This is a genomic window from Streptomyces sp. NPDC003697, from assembly GCF_053587115.1.
The window spans coordinates 109,315-131,413 of record NZ_JBSFNN010000010.1 but is presented as its reverse complement, the minus strand read 5'-3'; the positions used below and the strand labels follow the sequence as shown (position 1 = coordinate 131,413).

The 22,099-nt window shown below is 69.7% G+C and carries 20 protein-coding genes and 2 pseudogenes; 7 read left to right on the top strand and 15 right to left on the bottom strand.

Features of this window, described 5'->3' with window-relative positions:
- Positions 1-229: 229 nt before the first annotated feature.
- A complete protein-coding gene (locus tag ACWDNY_RS06845; protein WP_451644651.1) occupies positions 230-496 on the top strand; it encodes a hypothetical protein in 267 nt (88 codons plus the stop codon).
- Between the two features lie 96 nt (positions 497-592).
- On the opposite strand, the gene ACWDNY_RS06840 is transcribed toward ACWDNY_RS06845, so the two are convergent.
- On the bottom strand, positions 593-931 hold the full coding sequence (locus tag ACWDNY_RS06840) for a MerR family transcriptional regulator (RefSeq protein WP_451644650.1): 339 nt from the start codon (positions 929-931) through the stop codon (positions 593-595).
- A 565-nt stretch (positions 932-1,496) separates the two neighbouring features.
- Here ACWDNY_RS06840 and ACWDNY_RS06835 point away from each other — a divergent pair.
- Together ACWDNY_RS06835 and ACWDNY_RS06830 are read left to right on the top strand one after the other, a co-directional pair.
- Positions 1,497-1,847, top strand: a pseudogene (locus ACWDNY_RS06835) (helix-turn-helix domain-containing protein); the annotation flags it as partial.
- 12 nt (positions 1,848-1,859) lie between these two features.
- Positions 1,860-2,099: pseudogene (locus ACWDNY_RS06830) on the top strand (IS30 family transposase); the annotation flags it as partial.
- A gap of 72 nt (positions 2,100-2,171) precedes the next feature.
- On the opposite strand, the gene ACWDNY_RS06825 reads toward ACWDNY_RS06830, so the two are convergent.
- From ACWDNY_RS06825 to ACWDNY_RS06805, 5 genes are all read right to left on the bottom strand, one after another.
- Positions 2,172-2,498 (bottom strand): SCO5918 family protein, encoded by a 327-nt coding sequence (locus ACWDNY_RS06825; RefSeq protein WP_451644649.1) that lies wholly within the window; start codon positions 2,496-2,498, stop codon positions 2,172-2,174.
- Positions 2,499-2,550: 52 nt separating this feature from the next.
- Positions 2,551-2,952, bottom strand: coding sequence for a CBS domain-containing protein (locus ACWDNY_RS06820; protein ID WP_451644648.1), 402 nt, complete (start codon positions 2,950-2,952; stop codon positions 2,551-2,553).
- A gap of 45 nt (positions 2,953-2,997) precedes the next feature.
- Positions 2,998-4,494: a DEAD/DEAH box helicase gene (locus ACWDNY_RS06815; protein WP_451644647.1), complete on the bottom strand. Its 1,497-nt coding sequence runs from the start codon at positions 4,492-4,494 to the stop codon at positions 2,998-3,000.
- Between the two features lie 346 nt (positions 4,495-4,840).
- Complete coding sequence (locus tag ACWDNY_RS06810; RefSeq protein ID WP_055611897.1) at positions 4,841-5,044, bottom strand: cold-shock protein; 204 nt, start codon at positions 5,042-5,044, stop codon at positions 4,841-4,843.
- A gap of 748 nt (positions 5,045-5,792) precedes the next feature.
- Positions 5,793-6,746, bottom strand: coding sequence for a DUF2690 domain-containing protein (locus ACWDNY_RS06805; RefSeq protein ID WP_451644646.1), 954 nt, complete (start codon positions 6,744-6,746; stop codon positions 5,793-5,795).
- Between the two features lie 140 nt (positions 6,747-6,886).
- On the opposite strand from ACWDNY_RS06805, the gene ACWDNY_RS06800 reads away from it, so the two are divergent.
- Positions 6,887-7,387 (top strand): peptidoglycan-binding domain-containing protein, encoded by a 501-nt coding sequence (locus tag ACWDNY_RS06800; RefSeq protein ID WP_451644645.1) that lies wholly within the window; start codon positions 6,887-6,889, stop codon positions 7,385-7,387.
- Here ACWDNY_RS06800 and ACWDNY_RS06795 read toward each other — a convergent pair.
- Positions 7,365-8,303, bottom strand: a complete 939-nt coding sequence (locus ACWDNY_RS06795) for a DUF2690 domain-containing protein (protein WP_451644644.1) — start codon at positions 8,301-8,303, stop codon at positions 7,365-7,367. The two genes, ACWDNY_RS06800 and ACWDNY_RS06795, sit on opposite strands and share 23 nt — an antisense overlap.
- A gap of 531 nt (positions 8,304-8,834) precedes the next feature.
- Between ACWDNY_RS06795 and ACWDNY_RS06790 the strand changes: the two genes are divergently transcribed.
- Complete coding sequence (locus ACWDNY_RS06790; protein ID WP_451644643.1) at positions 8,835-9,743, top strand: helix-turn-helix transcriptional regulator; 909 nt, start codon at positions 8,835-8,837, stop codon at positions 9,741-9,743.
- Positions 9,744-9,828: 85 nt separating this feature from the next.
- On the opposite strand, the gene ACWDNY_RS06785 is transcribed toward ACWDNY_RS06790, so the two are convergent.
- The 5 genes from ACWDNY_RS06785 to ACWDNY_RS06765 all read right to left on the bottom strand — a co-directional run bounded on the left by ACWDNY_RS06785 (position 9,829) and on the right by ACWDNY_RS06765 (position 18,186).
- On the bottom strand, positions 9,829-11,550 hold the full coding sequence (locus ACWDNY_RS06785; protein ID WP_451644642.1) for a protein kinase domain-containing protein: 1,722 nt from the start codon (positions 11,548-11,550) through the stop codon (positions 9,829-9,831).
- 28 nt (positions 11,551-11,578) lie between these two features.
- Entirely contained in the window at positions 11,579-11,857 is a 279-nt protein-coding gene (locus ACWDNY_RS06780; RefSeq protein ID WP_451644641.1) for a hypothetical protein, read from the bottom strand.
- Between the two features lie 115 nt (positions 11,858-11,972).
- Complete coding sequence (locus ACWDNY_RS06775; protein ID WP_451644640.1) at positions 11,973-13,553, bottom strand: hypothetical protein; 1,581 nt, start codon at positions 13,551-13,553, stop codon at positions 11,973-11,975.
- Between the two features lie 7 nt (positions 13,554-13,560).
- Complete coding sequence (locus tag ACWDNY_RS06770; RefSeq protein ID WP_451644639.1) at positions 13,561-13,851, bottom strand: hypothetical protein; 291 nt, start codon at positions 13,849-13,851, stop codon at positions 13,561-13,563.
- Positions 13,852-13,950: 99 nt separating this feature from the next.
- Positions 13,951-18,186 carry an FtsK/SpoIIIE domain-containing protein gene (locus tag ACWDNY_RS06765; protein ID WP_451644638.1) on the bottom strand — a complete coding sequence of 1,412 codons (4,236 nt, stop codon included), beginning with the start codon at positions 18,184-18,186 and terminating at the stop codon, positions 13,951-13,953.
- Between the two features lie 331 nt (positions 18,187-18,517).
- Between ACWDNY_RS06765 and ACWDNY_RS06760 the strand changes: the two genes are divergently transcribed.
- Together ACWDNY_RS06760 and ACWDNY_RS06755 are read left to right on the top strand one after the other, a co-directional pair.
- Positions 18,518-18,961: a hypothetical protein gene (locus ACWDNY_RS06760; protein ID WP_451644637.1), complete on the top strand. Its 444-nt coding sequence runs from the start codon at positions 18,518-18,520 to the stop codon at positions 18,959-18,961.
- A gap of 102 nt (positions 18,962-19,063) precedes the next feature.
- Positions 19,064-20,014: a hypothetical protein gene (locus tag ACWDNY_RS06755; RefSeq protein WP_451644636.1), complete on the top strand. Its 951-nt coding sequence runs from the start codon at positions 19,064-19,066 to the stop codon at positions 20,012-20,014.
- A gap of 231 nt (positions 20,015-20,245) precedes the next feature.
- On the opposite strand, the gene ACWDNY_RS06750 is transcribed toward ACWDNY_RS06755, so the two are convergent.
- The 3 genes from ACWDNY_RS06750 to ACWDNY_RS06740 form a co-directional block, all read right to left on the bottom strand.
- A complete protein-coding gene (locus tag ACWDNY_RS06750; RefSeq protein WP_451644635.1) occupies positions 20,246-20,638 on the bottom strand; it encodes a type II toxin-antitoxin system death-on-curing family toxin in 393 nt (130 codons plus the stop codon).
- Complete coding sequence (locus ACWDNY_RS06745) at positions 20,635-20,829, bottom strand: ribbon-helix-helix protein, CopG family (RefSeq protein WP_147995503.1); 195 nt, start codon at positions 20,827-20,829, stop codon at positions 20,635-20,637. The genes ACWDNY_RS06750 and ACWDNY_RS06745 overlap by 4 nt, the downstream gene beginning before the upstream one ends.
- Before the next feature lie 434 nt (positions 20,830-21,263).
- Positions 21,264-21,905 carry a TIGR02679 family protein gene (locus tag ACWDNY_RS06740; RefSeq protein WP_451644634.1) on the bottom strand — a complete coding sequence of 214 codons (642 nt, stop codon included), beginning with the start codon at positions 21,903-21,905 and terminating at the stop codon, positions 21,264-21,266.
- Positions 21,906-22,099: the final 194 nt, after the last annotated feature.

Sequence of the window (22,099 nt, the reverse complement as noted above, 5' to 3'; positions counted from 1 at the left end):
CGCAGCCCCCCTTCGGGAAGAGGCGGTGCGGCTTTGAGCTCGGGATGCGGATGACTCATACCCCGACGGTACCCGGAGAGCCCGACGGGATGATCACTGCCTGTGCGATCTCTTCCTCCCGACAGGGTCGGGGGTGCCCGGATTCGTTCGATCACAGGTCACTGCTCGAACGTCCCGAATCATTCGGGTGCCTCTGTGTGCCGGCGCGGCCGGGATCAGACACTCGTCCATGCTGGACGCGCCAGGCGGTGAGTTCCAGGTCCCGGAGCCAAAGTTCGCCGATGACCTGTGTTTTGAGGTCAGGAAGGTGGTCGGACTCGGCGAGCGCCTGGCCGATCACGTCTGCGGCCGCAACGCGCTGGGGAGGCGTCGTCTCGTCGACGGCCGATCTGTCCGGCCAGACCGGTTCCTTCTCCGGCCAGCGAACGAAACGATCGTACGGACGGGCGCACTGACCGGTATCGCCTTCCGCGTCCTGTGGGTCAACACTCACTGACGGCGGAGCCGTTCGGACACGAGCACCATCCCTGCGCCCCACAGCCCGGCCACGCGCGGGTGTGATAACCCGCCGATACCGGCGGGCCCGCTCACCTCAGGCTGCCGCCGATGGACTGGACGATCCGCTGGTGCGGCGGTATTCGGCGTTGATGCGCTGGGCTTCTTCGAGCTGGTCCTCGAGGATGATGATCCGGCATGCGGCCTCGATCGGGGTGCCCCGGTCGACGAGCTCACGCGCGCGGGCCGCGATGCGCAGTTGGTAGCGGGAGTAGCGGCGGTGTCCGCCCTCGGAGCGCAGTGGTGTGATCAGTCGCGCTTCGCCGATGGCGCGGAGAAAGCCGGGAGTGGTACCGAGCAACTCGGCGGCCCGGCCCATCGTGTAGGCGGGGTAGTCGTCGTCGTCGAGACGGCTCAGCGACTCGTCTGCTGTCATCTCACCTCTCTGTGGAACGGGTAGAGGGGCCTTGGTGCCGCCTGGCACCAAGGCCCCGAAGGAACTGCAACACCATCTGCCGGCCCTAGTGCTGCGCCGGCCTTCTGTTTCCGCCCAGCCGCCTGATACTCCGACGGGGGTGCGGGGATCGCGGATGCGTGACCGGAGACCACCTACCTATCGATGTCCTGCGGTACCCGGGCTCGCGTCTTCCGCCCGGGCGATCCTGATGGTGCTCGACTCCTCCGTTCTTCCCTCGGAACCAATCACTTGCAAACAGGGACTGCGTACTACTGGTACTGCAACCGCGTCAACCGCGGTCCTGCTCACGGCGGCCCCTCATCACTTCAGGCCACCCGGTCCGGTCGTCAGTCCCGTCGCCGTCGTACAACACCCTGGCTTCGGAACTCCACCACCGCATCGTCACACGTGGACTGCTGCCCGGCAGTTCGTGTCTGTCAGGCCTTGCTCGATCTCGGCTACGCAAAAAACCATAATCACTGAAACATCGAATGTCTACTCCGGCGAGCATAGATTTGCTGCGGCTCGGCGATGAGGTCCTCCACTGAGCCGATCTGCGAGGATCTTGGAAGGGAACACGGAAGCCTGCCGGATCATCGGCATCAACCGCCGCACCGGGAAGCGTCGGCTCTACGGCCGGCAGGCATCCGCGAGGTACAGGGCGGCCCCGCCCACCGTGGACACGGGGGCTGCGCCGGCAAGCACCCGGACCCCCGGCTCGCCCTGAGGAACCCGTCGGCCCGTCGCGCTACCTCACCGAGGCCGACCTCATCCACATCGCTGACCTGCTCCGGGAGAAGGCGCCCGTCCGGGCCATCGCGGCCGAGCCGGCGGCAGCCCCTCCGCCGTGAGCCGGGAGATCCGCCGCAACCACGCGCTCATGCCAGGCGGCGGCTGGTCCTACGCGCTCGCCGAGAGCGTCCAGACCCTCCCGCCTCACCTGATGGGTCCCCGACCTGGGACCATGGCATCGAAACGGCCTTCCACCGCGCCTTCACCATCACCACTGACATCCCGGTCCACCGACCTGTCCCGCCACACCCGCGAGGACCTGGACGTCGACGCCACCGAACTCAACAGCCGCCCACGCAGAACGCTCGACCGGGAGACCCCAGCCGAGCGTCTGTTTAAACTGCTCGCGGCTTGATCAACTCACCGCGGTGTTGCTACGACCCCTGGAATTCACCCACGCCGGTCGGGCCTCACTGCTCTGTTCGGCTCACGCCTGTCCGTACATCGGGCGGCCAGGCGGAGTGCCGAGCGTTCCGGAAGCCGGCCCGTACGGGTCGGCCAGGGGCGCAGATGCGGCGGCGGGGCGGGTGCGGCAGGTGAAGCCGAGTCGGGTCATGGCCCTGAGGACTTCGCCGGTGCTGAAATCGCGCCGGTCCTGGCGGGTGACGACCTGGCCGACCTGCTTGGCGGGATAGCGGCGACGTCCGATGATGACGAACTCACCGGTGACCAGCTCAGGTGTGACGCCCTTCATCGATTCCACCACGCCGCTCTTGGTCAGGTCGAACGGGAAGCGAGCGATGACACAGCGCATGGTGCCCTCCAGGGAGAAGAGAAGACGGGGGCTGGGCAGGGGTGACGGCCGTTCAGCGAGAGAGGGCGAGGACGCCCAGAGCGTCGCCGTGTCCGTCGACCACGGGCGGGGCCCCGAGCCGGCGGCAGCGCATCGCACGCTCGGCTTCGGCCCTCGTGGCCGGCGGCGAGGCGAAGGGCCCGATGACGTCGGCGATGTCACGCAGGCGGATCCGGTCCGTGTATCCGGAACCGTCACGAACGGCCGTGAGCCGGTCCCGGGTGACCAGGCCGGTGCACATACCGTCCTCGTCGCAGACGACCAGCTGACCTGTACGGGCGGCGGCCATCACGGACAGTGCCACCTCCACGGTCATGTCCTCCCAGACCTGCGGTCCGGCCGCGTCCGCGGGATCGGCCGCCGTCTGCACGGCGTTGGTACGTGTTGAGCGGAACTGCGTCTGGTCCAGCGTCAAAGGGTGCCTCCTGCGAAGTCGGGCGGGCTTCCTGACACGAAGGTTCTATGCCGCCGCACCGGCGGTGGACTGCCGTACGGGCGCGCGGCGGGCCGCCGAGACGGCGCGGCGTCGGCCGCGTGAGGTGGCACCGCGCTTCTTGGGGCGTTCGACCACCGGTGCGGTGATGACGACCGGGATGCCGGAGGGGGCCTGCGCGCCGGTGATGCGGTGCAGGGCCTCTTCGCCGACGCGGACCTGGGTGGTCTGCGGGACGATGCCGGCCGCTGCCATGAGGCGGGTCATGCCGCGGCGCTGGTTGGGGGTGACCAGGGTGACGACGCTGCCGGACTCTCCTGCGCGGGCGGTACGGCCGCCGCGGTGGAGGTAGTCCTTGTGGTCGGTCGGCGGGTCGACGTTGACCACGAGGTCGAGGTTGTCGACGTGGATGCCGCGCGCCGCGACGTTGGTCGCTACCAGCACGTTGACGTGTCCGCTCTTGAACTGTGCCAGCGTGCGGGTGCGCTGTGGCTGTGACTTCCCACCGTGCAGGGCGGCGGCCCGTACCCCGCTGTTCAGGAGGTGTTCGGTGAGGCCGTCGACGGCGTGCTTGGTGTCGAGGAACATGATCACGCGGCCGTCGCGTGCGGCGATCTGGGTGGTCGCCGTGTGCTTGTCGGCGCCGTGAATATGGAGCACGTGGTGCTCCATCGTCGTGACCGCGCCGGCCGAGGGGTCGACGGAGTGCACGACGGGGTCGCTGAGGTAGCGGCGCACGAGCAGGTCGACGTTGCGGTCGAGAGTGGCGGAGAACAGCATGCGCTGGCCTTCGGGGCGGACCTGGTCGAGGAGGGCGGTGACCTGCGGCATGAAGCCCATGTCGGCCATCTGGTCGGCCTCGTCGAGGACGGTGATGGAAACCTGGTTCAGTTGGCAGTCGCCACGGTCGATGAGGTCTTTGAGGCGTCCCGGAGTGGCGACGACGATCTCGACGCCGGCGCGCAGCGCGCTCGCCTGTCGGCCGATCGGCATTCCGCCCACCACCGTGGCCAGCCGCAGCCTCAGGGAGCGGGCGTACGGGGCGAGCGCGTCGGTGACCTGCTGCGCCAGCTCACGCGTGGGTACGAGGATCAGCCCCAGCGGCTGCCTCGCCTCGGCGCGCTGCCCGGCCGTACGGGCCAGCAGCGCCAGCCCGAAGGCGAGGGTCTTGCCGGAGCCGGTGCGGCCACGGCCCAGTACGTCCCGGCCGGCGAGGGAATTCGGCAGGGTCGCGGCCTGGATCGGGAAGGGTACGGTCACGCCTTCCGAGCTGAGCGCGCCCAGCAGCGCCCCGGGCATGTCCAGCTCGGCGAAGCTCTCCACGGCGGGGAGCGCGGGAGTGATCGTCCTGGGCAGCGCGAACTCCCCCTGGACCGCGGCGGGCCTGCGGCCGTAACCACCGGAACGGCTCGACCCGGCGGAGCGGCTCCTGGCCGACGAACCGAACCGGCTGCCACCCCTTCCGGATTCGGCACTGCCGTTACGGGTGCGGGTGAAGCGGTCGTTCGTGCGTGTGCGGTTCATGCGGAACCTTCCTCGATGCGGCACATATCAAGGAATTCCCGCAGCGATCAGCAGCACAGAGAATTGCAAGAATGGACCGATGGAATGCGAAAGCGAATCTGACCGACGAAAATCCGTGCGGCACAGGAGCTGGAATGAGTGGCGCGAAGCGGGACGCAATGTTGGGGTGTCCGCCGCGATGAAGCCATGAGGGATGCGTGCACCCCTGAAGGATGCCCCGTATGCGGTGGGCCTACGGGTTTCCTGGTTGTCGTCCGCAGGCGAAACCACTGCGGAAAAATGCGAGTAGCTGGGGCCCGCACCCCGAAGGACGCGGGCCCCAGCTACAACTGTGCGACAGTCGGCGTCAGGCGGGAACGATGTTCTCGGCCGTCGGGCCCTTCTGGCCCTGCGCGATGTCGAAGGTCACCTTCTGGCCCTCCTGCAGCTCGCGGAAGCCCTGGGCGGCAATGTTCGAGTAGTGGGCGAACACATCAGCGCCGCCACCGTCCTGCTCGATGAAGCCGAAGCCCTTTTCCGCGTTGAACCACTTCACGGTACCAGCAGCCATGTCATTTCTCCTTTGGGGCAGTGCATCGGGATCCGCACTGCACGGACCCCGTGTCGCCGCGATGATCACCCCGCCCGGAAAAAGACCGGATAACAAAAGTGCTTCCAGTGGCACAGGCGCCGCCCGGAGAGCACTTGAAGTTTTGGGAACCACAACTGCAACTGAGATCGACAGTAGCACGCCGAAGCGGCCTGTGTACGGTGAAGACTCTCACCCCCACTTAATACGGAAGAGAATCTGTCTGCCTGTCCCGTTGAAACCTCAGCTCGCGGGCACAGATTTTGACCCAGCCGGAGCGCAACGTTTCGGGAGGCTTTGGGGCGCGCCCAGCGGAAGGGCTGCTCCCCCAAAAGATGGTGCGGCCGGCCGTGGAAGATCAGGGTGGCTCCGGCAAGCGTCACGGCCCGTCTCCGGCGCACGCACGGGAGCGGCCATATCGAAGACCATCAAGGACCAGACCGCCGATCATGGCGAGGAACTGACGGCCCGGGTCGAGGAAGAACATCGGCAGATCCCGATGTCGTCGCGGACATCGAACGCCGTCCTGCTGCACCACACGCACACCAACGTGATCGGCAAGGACAGCGACCTCGGCTACGGCCCAAAGAACAGCCCCAACGCGCTGCGCAACGGGTTAAGCCCGACAACGCCTCAACTGGAAGGCACTTCGGGCGCCCGGAGCGTCAAACGAGCGTCACCGGACACATTCGCCGGAGTGGTGTAGGACGGCCGCTCTTGGTGATCTCGCTCAGCTCGTGCCGACCGCCACGGAGGGGGTGGCCGGGGTGGGCGGGTTCGGGGGCTCGGTGAGGTGCTGGGTGCCGCCCGGGGAGGTGCATGCGTGCACCCCGGAGGTGAGCAGAACACACGCTTTGGCCGTTGAGGGGCTTGGCGCTGCGACCATCGCGCTGAACGTATCGGTGTCGTAGTGCACCTTGCTCTGGTATGTCCCACCTCCCTCGCCGATGACCCGGGCGATGTCACCGGGCCGTCCCCAGCTGATGCGGGACCATGCAGCCTTGCAGGCATCGCTGTAGCGCAGCTCCACGTATACCCCGGCGACGTTGTTCAGAGCAGCGGTCCACGCGTCGCCGCCACAGCCGCTCTGCCCGGGGTTTTTTCCGGTACAGCTGTCCGCGAAGCAGTTCACGTCGAGTTGCCTGCTCGGTACGTCCTTGCTCACGGTGCCGTCCCGGTCGGCGTGCGCGCTCGACTGCCGACCGAAAGCGCCGTACAGAGAGACGGACAGGCCGACGGCGGCGGCCAGGGCGACCACCGTCCGGATCAGCTGCCGCCGGCCGAACCGACGGCTCACGGACGGCGGCTCTTCCGCCCGCGTGGCGGGAGTGCGCTCTGTTGAAGGAGTGGATTCCTTTGACGGCCGACCGTGCGCGTCGTCGGGGTCGCGGGCCCCGTCCGTGTCATTGGCCTTGTGGTCGTGCCAAGCGGTGTTCGCCAGTTCCCACAGCGCCAGGAGTCGGGCGGGATCGGCGTCGGCCAGCTTCCCGAGGGAGATCACCGCGTGCTGCGGTGGCAGTGCCTTGCCGTTGAGATAGCGTTCCCAGGAGGACTTGCTGTACGGAGTCCGGCCGCCGAGGACGGCCAGACTCAGCCCGGCGCGGTCCTTCAAGCCTCGCAGTTCGGCGACCAGATGCCGGACGTCCGAGGCGAGGCCGCCGGGTAACGGCTTCCAGTCAGTCACGTACGCCCTCCGGGCCCAGTGCTCTCCGGGATCCTCGTTTTCTTCCTTACTGTATCTACGCGGGCGATCGCGGAACCGCTGGTTTTGCACAACTTGGCTCGCTCAGAACGCAGTTGACGTCACGACGGTGAGACGGTGCCATGAGCGTGGGGACGACGGTGCGCGCCGCACTGTGCGTACTGATTCTGGCGGTGGTGTGCGCGGGGTCCGGGGTCCCGCGGAACCAGCAGTCCCGCGCCGGGCGTGGCGGCGTACTCGTCGCCGCTGGGCTGGGCGCCGCACAGCAGTTGGCGGTCGGCCGCACCCGGCGCAGCGACCTGATCGGTCTGTGGCAGAGCGTGCTGTGGGCCGACGGGTATTCGGCACGCTCCGCAGTCACCTGCACGTACGACGAGGCGACGGCCGAGGCCACGCGGGTCTGGCAGAGCAACCACCATCTGTCCGCGGACGGAATCGTGGGGTCGGCCACCTGGGGCGCCGCAGCCGAGCGTATCGTCCCCGTCGACCGGTGGATGGTCTACCAGGGTGAGCGCTACGGTCTTCCGCTGCACCCCGGCCCGGGCGGCGTCTACGAGGTCTATGACGCCGGGCGGTTCCATCCACTGCGCGCGGACGCCGTCACCCTCGCGCGCTGTCGCTGACGGCGTCGATCCAGCTGTCGTGCTGTGCCACGCCGAGTTGCCGGCCACGGACGACGACCGTGGCACGTGCCGCGTCCGGCCCGCTCGTCACCATGGCCGTGTACGCCCCGCCGTCGGTGGCCGTCTGCTGGTCGCCGCCCGTCGTGGCGATCCGCAAACCGGCCGTCGCCGCCGCGGTGTCGACCTCCGCCCAGCTCGCCCGGCAGGCCGGACTGTACCGAAGCGTCAGGACACGGCCGTACGCACGCAACCGGTGGACGACGACACTGTCGCGGTCGCAGCTTTCGCGGTAGGGGTCCAGGCCCCGGCAGCCGGCCGGCCGGCACCCTGCGGCCGCCTCGTCCGCCGCGCTGTGCAAGGGCCACGGCCAGGCCGGCGCTCCGGCCGGAGCGCCGGCCGGCAGGCGGCCGGCCCCCGTCCTGCTGGTCCAGCTGTCCCATGGCCGGGCGAGCAGCAAGGTGGCCAGCAGCGAGCAAGCGGCGACAGCAGCCAGTACGCCCGCGTGTGGCACCCGAAAGCCGCGCGGGATCGGCCGCGCCGCAGCCGGTGAAGGGTCTGCGGGCAGGGCCTCCACGGCATCCGGGCCCCGTGCGTCACATGCCGGACGCAGCGGTGTGGAGTGCGAGCCGGCGTCGCCGACCGCGCGCTCCCCGGTCCAGGCGTGGGCCGCCGATTCCCACAGCACACGCAGGGGCTCGGCATCGGCCTGCGCCAGTCGTCCCAGCTCGGCGACCGCTGCCCATGGGGGCAGTCTCCGCCCGTTGAGGTAGCGCAGCCAGGAACTACGGCTGTAACCGGTCTTTGTGGCGACGGTCATGGTGTTCATCTCGCACCGGTCCACGTACTGGCGCAGTTCCCGCACCAGCCGGGCCACCTCGGCGGGCAGGTCGCCCCGCAGCGGCTGCCAGCGTCCCACGACGGCACACCCCTTCCCCCGTAGCTCCCACTATCCCACAGGTGTCCCGTCCCACGTCCCATCCATCGGGTGCATTCGCAGGTCAGAGGGCCACCCGTCCCTGAATCGGGGCGTCTGGCGGGCGGCTCTGGTCCCAGCCGTCCGCCCGCTCCAGACTCGGGAAGGCACCTGCGCAACGGCTCCGGAGCAGCCTTCCCGGCCGCCCCGGGAGGGGGACCGTGCGGCGGCGCGCAAGCCCCGCACGCAGCACCCGGTCGACGCGCGGACTTCCGGTCCGGCCGCTGCGGGTGCGCACGCCACTTATGCACGCTGCGAGGGAATTCCGGTATGACGGCTCACGGCAGCTCGCCCGGTACGGACGAGTTGGAGATCGCGAACACCACGTCGACCACCACCGGCAGGCGCAGCAGGCCGCTTGCCACGAGAAGGCCGGGCTCGGGCGCGGGGCGGCGGTACCGTGCCGCCGCCGACCGCCCGGAAGCACCGGCAGCCGCCTTGCCCGGCGAGCTTCAGGTTCCGGTACGTCCGGTTGTGCCCGAACCGACGGTCCGCCACCAGATCGACGCGGGGCCGGTACGGCTGTCGTTGCTCAACCTGCCCGCCCCGCCGGCCGGCCGGCAGATGGGAGACCGGTACACCAGCGGCCCACCGCTGACCTGGCACCTGGTTTTCGCGCCCTGCGGGCCACTGGTCCTCGGCCGCGATCAGCGGCTCGTCCGGCTGGAGTCCGGCAGCGTGGTGCTGTGGGAGGCCACTGAGCCGTTACGGCTCTGCGCCGCCACCTCCGCAGGCTCCCGCCCGGTCCGCGCGCTGGTCCTTCACCTGCCCGAAGCGGCCTTGCCGCTGCCCGGAGACGTACTGCGCAACGTAGCCGGGCGTCCCGCGTCGAGCGGGTCGGGCCCGGCGGCCCTCCTCGCGTCCTTCGTCCTCGGGCTGGCCACGCACGCGCCTTCCGCCGAGGACCGGCACACTGCTTGGTTGGGCACTGCCGCCGTCAACCTCGCGACGGCCTTCCTCGACAGCCAGACCGCACTGCTTCAGGACGGCCGGACCGAAGCAGGCCCGGCCGAACCGCTACCCGTCTGCCCCCACCCCGCCCCGCCCGCGACCGACCTGCTGCTGCGCGGCATCAAGACGTACATCGAGCACCATCTGCACGACTTCGACCTGTCACTCACCTCCATCGCCGCTGCCAACCACATCTCGTTGCGCTATCTGCACCGCCTCTTCCAGCGGGACGGGCGCACGGTCGGCGCATTCCTGCGCGAACGCCGCCTGGAACACTGCCGGGCCGATCTGTCCGACCCGGCCAAGGCGCAGCGCAGCGTGTGCGAGATCGCGAGGCGCTGGGGTTTCCGCGACCCGGCGGTGTTCAATCGGACGTTCAAGTCGGTCTACGGGGTCACACCCGGCGCGTACCGCAGGCAGCGGCTGCGGTGATGACCGGACACCCGGCCAGGCATGCGCGGGCGGCCCGCCGAGCCGCCCGCGGCGGGCATGTCGCTCGGGGGCAGCGGCGTGTCGGTCACGACCGGAGCGCGGCCCAGGTCTTGACGCCGACCTGGCCGTCGGCCTGGAGGTGGTGCCTGCTCTGGAACCTCTTGACCTCGGTCAGCGTGTCGTAGCCGAAGATGCCGTCCACCCCGCTGGGGCCGACGTTGTAACCGCGGGCCTTGAGGATGCACTGGACTTCCTTCACGCGGGAGCCCTTCTGGCCGTAGACCGTGAGGGTGGTGCCGGAGTAGTACGTGCAGGACTTCCACGGCTTGGCGGGTGTGGTCGGTGGCGGTGCGTGCTTCGTTGTCGGGGCGGGAGTGGTGGGTTGCGGGGCGTGCTTCGTGGCCGGAGCGGAAGTGGGGGGCCGCGTGGCCGGCGGGGGATCGTACGGTTGCTGCGGCCGGGCAGGGTCAGGAACGCCGCCGGGCGGCTGGTTTTCCGGGTAGGGCGGAGCCGTGACAGTCGCGGTCACCGACGTCCCGAGTCGCGGCTGCGGCCGTGGAGAGGAAGGTTCGGCGGGCGGCGGGTTCGTGACGGCGGCGGAGGCGTGTGGCCCCGCGGGCGTGGGCGCGGCCTTCTGGCCGGCGGCGTCTCCTCCCGAGGCCCCGAGGGCCACAGCCGCTCCCATGATCGCGACCGCTGCCGCCGCGCCGGCCACCAGCGGCCATCGGCGTCGGCCGGTCACCTCCTTCGCCGGGTCCTCCGGCTTCGTGCGGCGCAGGATCGTCAACTGGTCCATGGGCGGCACCACCACCGCGGTTCCGCGCCAGTCCGCCCGTGCGGCGACGGTCTCGGTGATCGCATCAGGCCACTGCCCCTCGGTGGCGTGCCCCCGCGTGGTCTCGACGACGTCCTGCGGGCTCGGCCGCCGCAGCGGGTCCTTGACCAGGCACCGGCCGATCAGTTCGGCGAGACCGGGATCGCGCCGGGCGGCCTCGGCCAGGACCTGCTCGTTCGGCGCGGCGTAGATGATCCGGTGGACGACGTCACCGGTGGTCCCCTCGCCGAAGGGGGCCGAGCCCGTGATCGCCGCGGCGAGAAGCGAGCCGAGGGAGAACACGTCCGAAGCGGTGCCCACTTCCCCGCCGTCCGCCTGTTCCGGGGACATGAAGGCCGGGGTGCCCAGTTGCTGACCGGTCATGGTGAGCGAACTGGCGTCGACGGTGTGCGCGACCCCGAAGTCGATGATGCGCGCACCGTCCGGCCCGATCAGGACATTCGACGGCTTGAGGTCGCGGTGGACGACGCCCACGACGGCGATCGCGGTGAGCGCCTGCCCGATCTCGTACGCCAGCCTCCACACCCCCGGCGCGGGCAGGGGCCCGCACCGCTCGATGGCGTCACCCAGACTGAGGCCGGGAACATAGGCCGTGGCCATCCACAACAGTTCGTCGCGGTCGAAACCGGAGTCGAGCAACTCGGCGGTGTACGTCCCGTGCACCCGGCGTACGGCTTCGATCTCGCGCTCGAAACGACGGCGGAACCGCTCGTCCTCGGCGTACTCCGAGCGGATCACCTTGACCGCGACGAGCGCCCCAGCCCCGTACGCCCCTTCGGTGTCGGACTTCCGCCCGAGGTACAACCGGCCCATCCCCCCGCCGCCCAGCCGGGCGAGCACCCGGTAGGGGCCGATGTCCAACGGGTCGGAGCGGCGCAAGGGCTCGGCGCCGAGCAGCGTCAGGTCGTCCGCGGACAGTTCCGCAGTCGGCGGGCCATCGGCGCCGGAGGCGGCGGGAGTCTTCTCGGCCATGGGGCGTCCTCGGTCCTCTTCGCGGCTCCTACGCGCCGCCCGCGTGCGAGATGTTGGTGAGGATCTTCTGGACCTGCTGCTGCAGGTGCTCCAGCGACGCCCTCATCTTGTCCAGATCCCCCTTGGCCTGCGGCCACACCTCACCCCTGAACCTCTGCGCCAGCGGGCCGTCCCAGTTGTTCGGGTCGCTGAGCGTCTGCCCGTGGCTGTTGAGCTGCCCGATGAGCCCGGGAAGCTGACTGTTGATGAGGCTCAGCATTTTCCCCGCTTCCTGGTGGGCCAGGTCGGTGGATTTTACGGTCGCCATTTCCTTCTCCTTCCAGCAGGCCACTGCTGTCACGGAAATTCTCCGCCGCCGTATTCGACCTGTCGTTGATGTCCAGTGCAGATCCGTTGACGCCGCGCGCAGCGCCCCCCCCTGCCTAAGAGACCTTGTAGTCGTGACCCCCGATCGCCGTGAGGGCGGACGTCGCCTCGTGCGCGATGAGGTGGTCCATCACGTCATCCACCGTGGGCGGATATGTGTGGCTGCCGATGTGGTAATCGCCCCGGTTGGCCAGGATGTTCTGGAGCAGTTGGGAATCCGCCTGTTGATCGCCCGTGAAATGCACGGGCGGGCTGCCGTCGTTCGGGACAACGAGGTGATGCGAGATCAGCGAAGACATCATGAGGGACCCCGTGCTGCCCGCGATCGCTTGGTTGAGCTTGGAGGCGTCGCCCGAGTACGCTTTGTCCGGCATGTGCTTCTCCAATATCTGCGCGAACGGGTCATTGCCCCCGACGAAACTCTGCAACGCCCCCACGGCGGCACTGAAGCCGATGGCGCCGACCACGGATTCCGGCGCGAGCACCGCGGTGGGCATGAACAGCACATTCAGATAGCCGCCCTGGATCATGCTCCTGAACAGCGGGTTGTTCGGTTTCGCGCCCATTTGGCTCACCGCCCGCAGCAACGGACCTACCTCGGTGCCGACCCGCGTGCCGTAGTCGTCCGCCCACTTCCGGGGGTCCGACACGTCAAGGGGCGGGATACTCTGGTCCGCGCCCGCGGTATAGAGGTGCGCGAACGCGTCCAGCAGCGGGTCCAGCTCGTCGGCCGGCAGGTCTGGGGCGTTGTCGGCGAAGATGGCGCTCGACACGTGGGCCAGGATCGTGCGGGCCGTCTCCGGATCGCGGGTCCCCCACTCCCCCGCGGTCAGCGTGTCGAGCAGGCTCGGCCGCAGTTCCGGGTTGAGTACGGGGCCCAGGCCGAAGAAGAGACTCCTGATCTGCGGGGCGCTCAGGGACCGGGCGAAGTTCGCGGCCGCGGCGGAGTTCGCGGCGAGTGCCTTGAGCAGGGCCGTCTGTTCCGCGGCTGTGACGTGGGAGTGCTGGGGCGACACGTCCTCGCCCTGGAGCCAGCCAAGGACGCGTACCACATTCGCCGACGCCGCTTGGGTCAGGATCCCGCTCGAGTAGGCGCTGACCAGTGCCGGGACGGTGCCGTCCCGGTTCAGCAGCTCGGCGATCTGCTCGGAGCTCAGGTGGTTGAAGAACCCCGCCGTGTAATAGGGGTCGCCGGCGTGTGCGGCCAGCGCCGCAGAGACCCGTGCGAGGTCGTCGGGGCTGGGGTGGGCGGCCAGGGTGGCGGCCAGAGCGGCTCCCCCGTCGACCGCGCCCTGGTGCTGGGCGGCCTGCTCCAGTGCCCGGAGTGCGGACTCCATGTCCTGCTCCCTGGCCAGGTACTGCTGCTTCCTGCCAGGACGGGCGGTGGGGGCGCCGGCCTGCTCGAACGCCTTGCCGACCAGCCGTACATCCCGATCGACGGCCTGGACGGACGCGACGGTCGCCGTCGCGCCGGCAGCGGACGTCGGCAGACACACGCCGCCGCCGTTCTCGAAGTCATTGATGGCGGGCCCCAGAACCGTCCGAATCCAGTTCTGCATCTCCGCCGCGGCGCGAGTGCACTGGTCCGAGTACCCGAAAAGGTTCTCCGGAACCCCTGACACGGTCGCCATTTCCACCTCGTACCTAATGGTGTCGTTTCTCCTGCGCGGCGACGTGAGCGTTCGCGGTGGCCGCGTCCACAGCCTGCTTGGCTTGTTGGGCGACGGAGACGAGTTGCGCGAGAGCTTTCTGGCCGTGGTTGAAGTCACCTTCGAACTTATGCCGTTTCGGGCCGGTCCAGTTGTCGCTGTGCTCGCTTCCAAGGAATATTCTGTGCTGGCGAGCGCGAAACTGTTTGAGCCCCTTGGCTTTCTCCTCGAGGTGCATGAGCTGCCGGCTCAGCCAGTCGGCAGCCTCGAAGTCGTACGAAGGCACCGCATCATCCTTTCTTCCGCCCCGAAGAATCATCGTGGTCCGGGCGGGGGTTGTCGTTGACGTCCAGCGCAGACCCCTTGACGCAGCACGCAGCGATTGTCACCGCGCCACCTGCACTCCCGCCGCGATGCCGTCCGTGACCAGGTAGCCGCGCCCCGGAAGAGCCGCCAGGCGGTCGTGCCGGGGCAGGGTCGTGCCGAGGAGGTCCCCGTCCAGGTCGTGGTCCGGGGCCAGCAGGATGCCGCAGCGGCTGTCGCGGGCGTGCTGGGTCCAGTGGCCGTAGGTGCGGCGCATGGCGTCGGCGCGGCCGGCGGCGACGAGGTGGCGTCCGGGTACGGCCGCGGACAGCCAGCGGTTCAGGATCCCGAGGTCGTCCTCAACGGTGTCGGCGTCGTCGACGAGGAGGAGAGCGGGGCCCGCGTGCGGGACGAGGGCCGCTTCGAGGCCGCCGTACTCGGTGACGAGCGCGGTCAGCCCGGGCAGTTCGCGCAGCGGCGAGCGGCGGGGGGCGAACGCGACCACAGCCGGCGGGTTCGCCGCGGCGGTCACCTGGCGGGCGATCGTGCAGAGAGCGGTGGAGCGGCCGGACCGTTGCGGTCCGGCGATCAGCGCGTGTTCCTGTTCGTACAGCCGCAGGGCCGTGCCCCCGAGGGTGTCCGCGTCCAGACCGACGGGGATGTACCAGGGCTCGGAGGCCACCGCAGCCGGTGCCGCGAGGGCGCCGACGGTGATCTCCGCGGGCAGCAGGCCGACTCGTGGCGCGGTGGTGGCGGCACCGGGCCAACGGGCGGCGCAGGCGGCCACCGCGGCACCGAGGTCCTCGGCGGGCAGGCCGATCTGGATCACCTGGCGCGTTGCGGCCACCAGCGCGCGCCCGGGAACATACGCGGGGACCGCACCGCGCGGCACGTCGAAGTAGCCGTACTCGCCGGGGTCGGCCATGCGCATCAGCAGCTTCTGCTGGGTCAGTGCCGCCCACGCGGACGGCACCGCGCCGGACCGGTCCGCGGTGACGGCGAAGCGGATGCCGACGGCCGGCCCGTCCGCGTAGACCCGGGCCAGTTCGTCGATGAGGTTCATCCCGGCGATGTCCTTGTCGAAGTCCGACAGCAGCGCTCCGAGGTTGTCCAGGAGTATCAGCCAGTCCGTGGCGAATCCCCCCTGGCCGGACGCCGCGACCCCACGCGTCTTGCGCTCGTCGAGTTCCCGGCGCAGCAACCGGATGAGGCGGATCTGCCGCTCGCGTTCGGCCGGTCCGATGTGGGCTCCGGTGTGCGGCAGTTCGGCCAGTGGCGCCAGGTCGCCCGCACCCATGTCGAGGGCGAAGATGTGACACCGCTCGGGCCCCTGGACGCCGGCGCAGGCCAGGGCGAGGGCGGCCAGGGCGGTGGACGTCCCGGAACCGCCACTGCCGTAGATCAAGACGTTTCCCGCTGCGGGATCCCAGCCGACCGGGTACTGCCGCTGCCGCTCGGGGTCATCAGCGAGGGCGTACGTGGGGAGGCCGACGGCCTCCGTCTGCAGACCGCGTTCCGCGACGGGCGGCAGAGCGGCGGCGCGCACGACGGCGGGCAGAGGGTCGGGCCAGGGGCGCCGCGGCTCGGCGAAACCGGCCAGCCCTGCCGCCTCTTTGGCGGCCGCGACCAGCCGCTGCAGGTCGGTGGCCCCGTCGGATTCCGCCGCGCCCGGCTCGGCGGCGGGCAGGGCCAGCAGGAAGGGGGCCGCGGTCGCCGGGGCCGTGACGGCCGTCTCGGGGGTGACACCGGTGCACAGCGCGGTCTGCACCGGTACGACTTCGCGGGCGCTGAGCCGGTAGAAGGCGCGGCCCCACTGCCGGCTGCCGATCGACGCCGCGGCCGGATTGTCGATGACGTCCTGTGAGTCGCCGATGGATTCCAGCCGGAGCGCGATGCGGAGCTTGACGTTGTTCTTGATCGCGTCGTTGACGGAGCCGGCGGGCCGCTGCGTTGCCATGATCAGATGCACGCCCAGGCTGCGGCCGCGCTGCGCGATGCCGACGAGGGCGTCCACGAAGTCCGGGAGCGCCTTGACCAGCGTGGCGAACTCGTCGATGACCACGGCCAGCCGCGGCATCGGCTCGAGTTCGGTCCGCCCGGTATCCCGCAGCCGCTGGTAGTCGCGCACGTGGCTCAGGCCCGTCGCGCGCAGCAGCCGTTCGCGGTGGTGCAGTTCGGCCTCCAGGCAGCGCAGGGCGCGTTCGCTGAGTTGCTCGTCGAGGTCGGTGACCAGCCCGACGGTGTGCGGCAGTGCGGCGCATTCGTCCAGCGCGCCGCCTCCCTTGTAGTCGATCAGCGCGAAGGTGAGGTGTTCCGGGTCGGCGTCGACCGCCATGCTCACGATGAGTGTGCGCAGCAGCTCGCTCTTGCCGGAACCGGTCGTCCCGGCGATGAGCGCGTGCGGTCCGTCGTCGTCGAGGTCGATGGTGAACAGGTGGCGTTCGGTGACTCCCAGCACCGCCCCGACCCGGAGCTCAGGCACCCGCTTCTTCCAGTGGCCGGCCACCGCGACGCCGTCCACGCTCTCCAGGTCCAGCAGGGGGAGCAGAGAGATCCGGTCGGGCAGTCCGGCGCCGTCGATCCGCAGTTCCGGGTCCTCGAAGCGGGCCAGCGCCCGTGCGGTGTCGCGCGCCTCGGACAACGGCACACCGTCGAGCAGCACCCGCTCCACGGTGACGCCCAGGGCCACGTCGTGGACCTGCCCGACGCCCTCGGGCGAGACGGTGACCACGGAGGTGCACAGCGCGGGCAGACGGGTGGTCAGCACCAGCGCCCCGCAGCGTGCGGAGGTGCCCGCGATCAGGTCCCGAAGCCGGTTGGGGCGGCCCTCCAGCAGGGTGGCGCCGTCGACGACCACCAGCAGCACCGGACCCGGGGCCGGTCGACCGGCCGCAGCTTGCGCCGGCGGCCCCGCGGCGAGCAGATGCTGGGCCAGCGTGTCGGCCTGCTCCGGACCGACCGCCACCAGCCGTGCCGCCCCGGACCGTACGTCGACTCCGTGCGGCAGCCACTTGGTCCAGTCCCAGTCGGCGAGCCGGTCGGCATCGGTGAAGACCGCGACCGTGACGTCCGCGGGCCCACTGCCCACCACTGCCTGGCACAGCAGGGACCGGGTGACGGCAAGGCAGGCCTTCCGGTCGCCCTCGAAGCCCACGGCCTCGCCCGCCGAGACTCCCACCACCACGGGCACCTGCGGCAGTGCGGGGTGGCGCGCGAGTACGGCCGCGGCTTCCGGTTCCGGCTCGGTGGAGCCCTGGTCCAACGGCGGTTCCCAGGGCAGGTCAGCCGTTCCGGCCACGAGGTGGAGGAAGTCGTCCGCGGCCGGACGCCGCTCCCACAGCGTGGCCCCGGGGGCGGTCGCCCGGTAGAGCACCTCGGCCGGATCGGGGTGGGCCGCGCGGCGGGACCGTACCTCTTCGGTGTGTTTGCTCTCCACCGCCGCTTCGAACTCCGCCAGTCGGGCGGCGTATTCACGACTCCCCCGCCGCAGCGCGGACCTGCCGCGCAGGCGTTCTTCCGCGAAGTTGGCCAGGAACATCAGCGGAGTGAGCGCCGCGATGGCCGCGTAACGCGGGTCGCCGGTCAGCACCACGGTCGCGGCGGCCATGGCCAGCGGGCCGAGCAGGGCCGCGACGCTGAAGGGAGCCTTGTGCGTACGAGCCGGCGGCGCGGGGACCACGATCGGCGCCGAGCCGCCCGGGCGCCCGCCCCGCGGCGGGCGGTTGAACGGCAGCGTCCCACCGGGCCCGGCCTCGCGGACGGCGTTGATCCGCTGCACCCGACCGAGCCGGTCAGCGGGCAGTACCCGGAGAAGCACTTCACCGCCGAGCGACACCAGGTCGTCGGCATGGACGGGGGCCGTCTCGCGGATCCTCGCGCCGTCGACGTCCGTGCCGTTCGCCGAGCCGAGATCGGTGACGGTGACCCGGCCGTCGGGCAGGACATCGAATGCGGCATGGAGCCGAGAGACACCCGTGGCCACCACGCGAACGTCCGCTTCCGCTCCGCGCCCGACGATCGTGCGGCCCACCGCCAGCGGGACGCTGCGGCCCGCCTCCAGACCGCCCACCAGCCGCAGGACGGCCGCCGGCTTCCGCAGTCCGCCGACCGCAGGGCCACAGGCGCCGGCAACCCGCGACCCGTGTACGAGACCGGACTCGTTCACCAACGTCTCGGGGGGCATCACCCGGCCGTCTACGGCGAGCACACGGCCCGGCATTCCCACGGCCGCGGCCAGATCGACGAGGGTGGCGTCCGGGCGTCCGAAGCGAACCTCCACGTCCCACTCGCGTCCACCGTCGACACAGACGATCCGCACCGCGCGCCTTCCCCTTATCGGTCCAGATGACGGGCGCCCAGCCTTCCGCGGCTGGCCGGGGAGGGCATCGGCACCGCGTGCACACCGGTTGACCGAGCACGCAACAGCACCGCCGTGGCCCGGCGGAACCAGCGCGGCCCCCAGCCGGCAACCGGTCTTCCCCCACGACAGGAACGCTGTGCGTTGTGTGTCAATGACACCCCCGCCGACGGACGGGACGATGTCGGGCAAGCCGCGGTCGTCGATGGCTGTCGGCGGGTCGGCGGTTGCTACGGCGCCTGTCATGCCGACTGCGCGCCGACCGGTTCGAGGAAGGACAGGGGGAACGGTCATGTCGCGCGGAATCAAGACCGGTGGTTGGCTGGCGACTCGGCTGGCGGGGGTCGTGGTCCTGAGTGCAGTGGTCGCGGGAGTCACGCCCACAACCGCGTCGGCCAGCGGCAACTGGTGTGGCAACTGGCTCAAGGACCCGTCGGTCGCGTACGGCGTCAAGATGGTGTCGGGCACCCGGGCTTACCACGGGGCCGGCCATTTCCAGGTGAATCAGGGGTACTACGGCTCTCATTGGTACGCATGGGCATACGAGAGGAACGCTGGACTCGGCCCCGCGCTGAACTGGCGGTACAGGAAGAACAAGGCCCTGTACACCTGTTATCCCCGGACCGAGGCCGGAACCTATACCCCGGGCGTCCCCGACTACCAGGCATACAAGGTCCAGGCGGAGCTCGAAGGGCACCCCAACGTCTACGGCCCGGCCGTCTACTGGGGAGGGTGATCGGCGTTCCCGTGGCGCCGGGCAACTGGTGCCACAGGAGTTCACGGCGGGATCGGCACCTGGAGCGATCCGCGACGCGGTGAGGAACCGGAGGGGACGTTCATGAGGCGCGCTCTGGCGGCACTGCTGATCACGGTGGTCGTCACCGCCGCGACGGCGACCGGTTGCACCACCGGCACGACCCGGGCACCCAACGGTGCCGCAGCGCGAACACCCGCGCTCCGCACGGTGTCCCACCCCGCTCCGGGCGCTGATCTGCCGTTGCAGCTGGACTCCTATGACCTGTCCGTCCAACAGCATGTGGAGATCCAGAACGCCGAGAACCGTTTTCTGCGGCAGTGCATGAAGAACTACGGATTCAACCTGCAGACGCCGACCACCCACACCTTGGCCTACCCCCGGAACATGCCGCTTCTGGGACAGCTCGACGCACTGCGGGTGTCGCGGTACGGGTACCAGGGGCCCCCGGGGGTGGCTGCCGACCTGGTCGCGGTGTCCAAGAACGGCTCCTGGGACATTACCGTGCAGCCCGCCCTGCTCCCGGTGTTCGAGGGGCGGATCGCCCGCTTCCATGGCAAGCCGGTGCCCGCCGGCGGGTGCTTCGGCGATATGCAACGGCGGCTCGATGCGGGTGCGCCGCGCGTCCATTTCGACTCCGCCACGCCCGCGATCGTTCCCGAGCGTGGCATCAGGTTCTTCAAGTCCCAGGTCTACGACCAGGCCACCCATGACACCCGGTTCCGTCGGACCGTTGCCGAATGGAGCCGGTGCATGGGGCAGAAGGGGTTCCGTTACGACAGCCCTCAGCGGGCTCAGGGGGATCCGCGGTGGAGTAACGCCGATACGGACACTCGCCCGAGTCCCGTGCAGATCCGAACGGCCGTGGCAGACGACCGCTGCCGACAGGCGGTGAATTACACGGGAACGCTCTACAGCCTGATGTCGGTCTACGAACAGCCCGTGATCAGGGCTCAGCGTCGCGTACTGCAAGAGATCAACGGACTGCTCAGAGCAAGACTGCGGAACTCCTTCTCCTTGACAACCGAGCCATAGGGACCCGTCACAGCGGCGGGAGCAGGCCGTCAGCGGGTTCGCGGAACCTGCGGGGGCTGGGTTCGTCCATACACTCCCCACCCTCGCGTCACCGGCGGAGGGCACCAGGTCAGCCACACGGCGCGCGCCTGCGGAAACGCTTCACGCGGTGGATCAGTCCGCCCGGCGGACTGCCAGGAGCCAGCACCGCTCCCGGAACCTCATCCCGTCCCGTACCCACGACGTCGAACGTCAGGAAACGGGGAACCAGGCCGACAGGCACTTGGCAATGGCCGGTACATCGATGTTGTCCTGCGCGACTTCCTCGACGAACGGGCCGGCAATGGAGACGGGAGGCGGGACGGTACGGGCGCTGACGCCGTTGAGCCGCAGGAAGACACGCATGGCAAGCCAGGCGGTGCGCTTGTTGCCGTCGATCAGCGCGTGATTGCGGGCAACGGAGTGCAGCAGTGTCGCCGCCTTCTCGTGCAGCGTGGGATACAGCTCGGCCCCGAACACGTTCGTCCGGGGCCGTTCGATCGCTGACACCAAGAGCCCCATGTCACGCACGCTGTGCTCGGTATCGTTGACCGTGCGAGCGATGGCCAGGATCTCGTCGATCTGGATGTAGCGCACTTCGGTCACTTCAGGTAGTCCAGGATCTCCGCATCGCTGTCCATGAGTTCGGCCAGGACGTCATCGACCTTCAGCTCGGCCCGATTCTGGGCGTCACGGATGGCCTCAATGGCAAGTTCCTGCTTGCTGCGGCGCTCCCGACGAGCTCGCTCGGTGAGCTTCGCGTCAAGGTCGTCGGGGAGTCGGAGTGTCATCGCCATACAGGAATGATACCGGACTGGTATCTAGGTGGCGAGGTGATACCAGCCACTCAAGACCTCGGACCACGACGCCGTCCTTCGTAGCCCGGTCGGGCCGCGGTCTCGGTTCCGAGGCTCATGCGACGAGGTAGCAGCACGCGCCGCCGCCGGCAGAGGGCCTTGCCCCGCGTCGACGGCCCCGGTCCCGCGGCCCAGGGCCGGAGAGGTCCGCGAGGTTGAGACTTCCGATGTTCGAGCATCACCCGAGCGTCAAAAATTCTGCAGTCCGCATCGCCACGTCGCCGCGAGACCCGCGCCAGCCCTTGAAACTGCAGCTCAGACCGTTCTGCACAAGCGAACCTCAGTCGACGCATTCCGCGAGCGAAAACAGTGTATAACCGCAGGTCAGCATGTGTCTGCGGCCGTTCCGAACGGCCATTCGGCCACCCGGAGCGTCACGACCAGCCAGTGCGATGCCTCTGCTGAGCCACCCCGGCGAGATCTTTCAACAACACTTCCGCCACCAGTTCCTCGACAACGGCGATGCCGTGCTCCGCCATGGCCTCGGCCAGCTCGAGGTCCCAGGGCGCTTCGGTGATACGTCCCGGCTGAGGACCGCGTGGGTTGAGGGCGACCGCGGCACGATAGTCCGCTGCCGTCATGCGCCAGGGACGCGCCGGCGTCTTGTCCAAGACGTAGGCGGCGATGCGGACGCCTTCTCCGTCGAAGTCGCCGTGGTAGCGCAGAGCCGCGCCGTCGTCCGCGAGCACGCGCAGAAGCTGGATCGCGGCGCTGTTGGGCCAGCCGGACGTACAGACGAGCGGCGGGCAGCGGGGACCGAAGCGACGTAGGGCCAGTGCCAGGATGCTGGGGTTCTCCACGACGTGGACGACGGGTGCCGGGTCCTCGGAAAGGATGAACTCGCCCGGATACCGGACGTGGGCGAGGGTCAGACTGGCGGCCTGACCGGCCTCCGCGCACGCGGTGGCCACCCTGGCGAGCAGGCCGTCACCGGCCGGGCGCAATCCGCCGACGAGAACGGTGGAGGACAGCGCGGCAGGCTCAAGAATCGCCACGCATTCCACGTGCGAGGTCATCGGAAAGATGTCGGCCTGGGCGCAGGCAGGAAAGCAGCAGGTCATAGATGCTTTTGGGGCCCGAGTGAGGGCCGTCGGCCGCCCGGAGCGTCAATTGAGCGTCACGGCCCTGCGCCGGTTCGGCACCGGCAGACTGGTGCGGTCATGGCTACCCGTAGTACACAGCGCCTCCCCTGGTACGGAGCCCTTAAGCC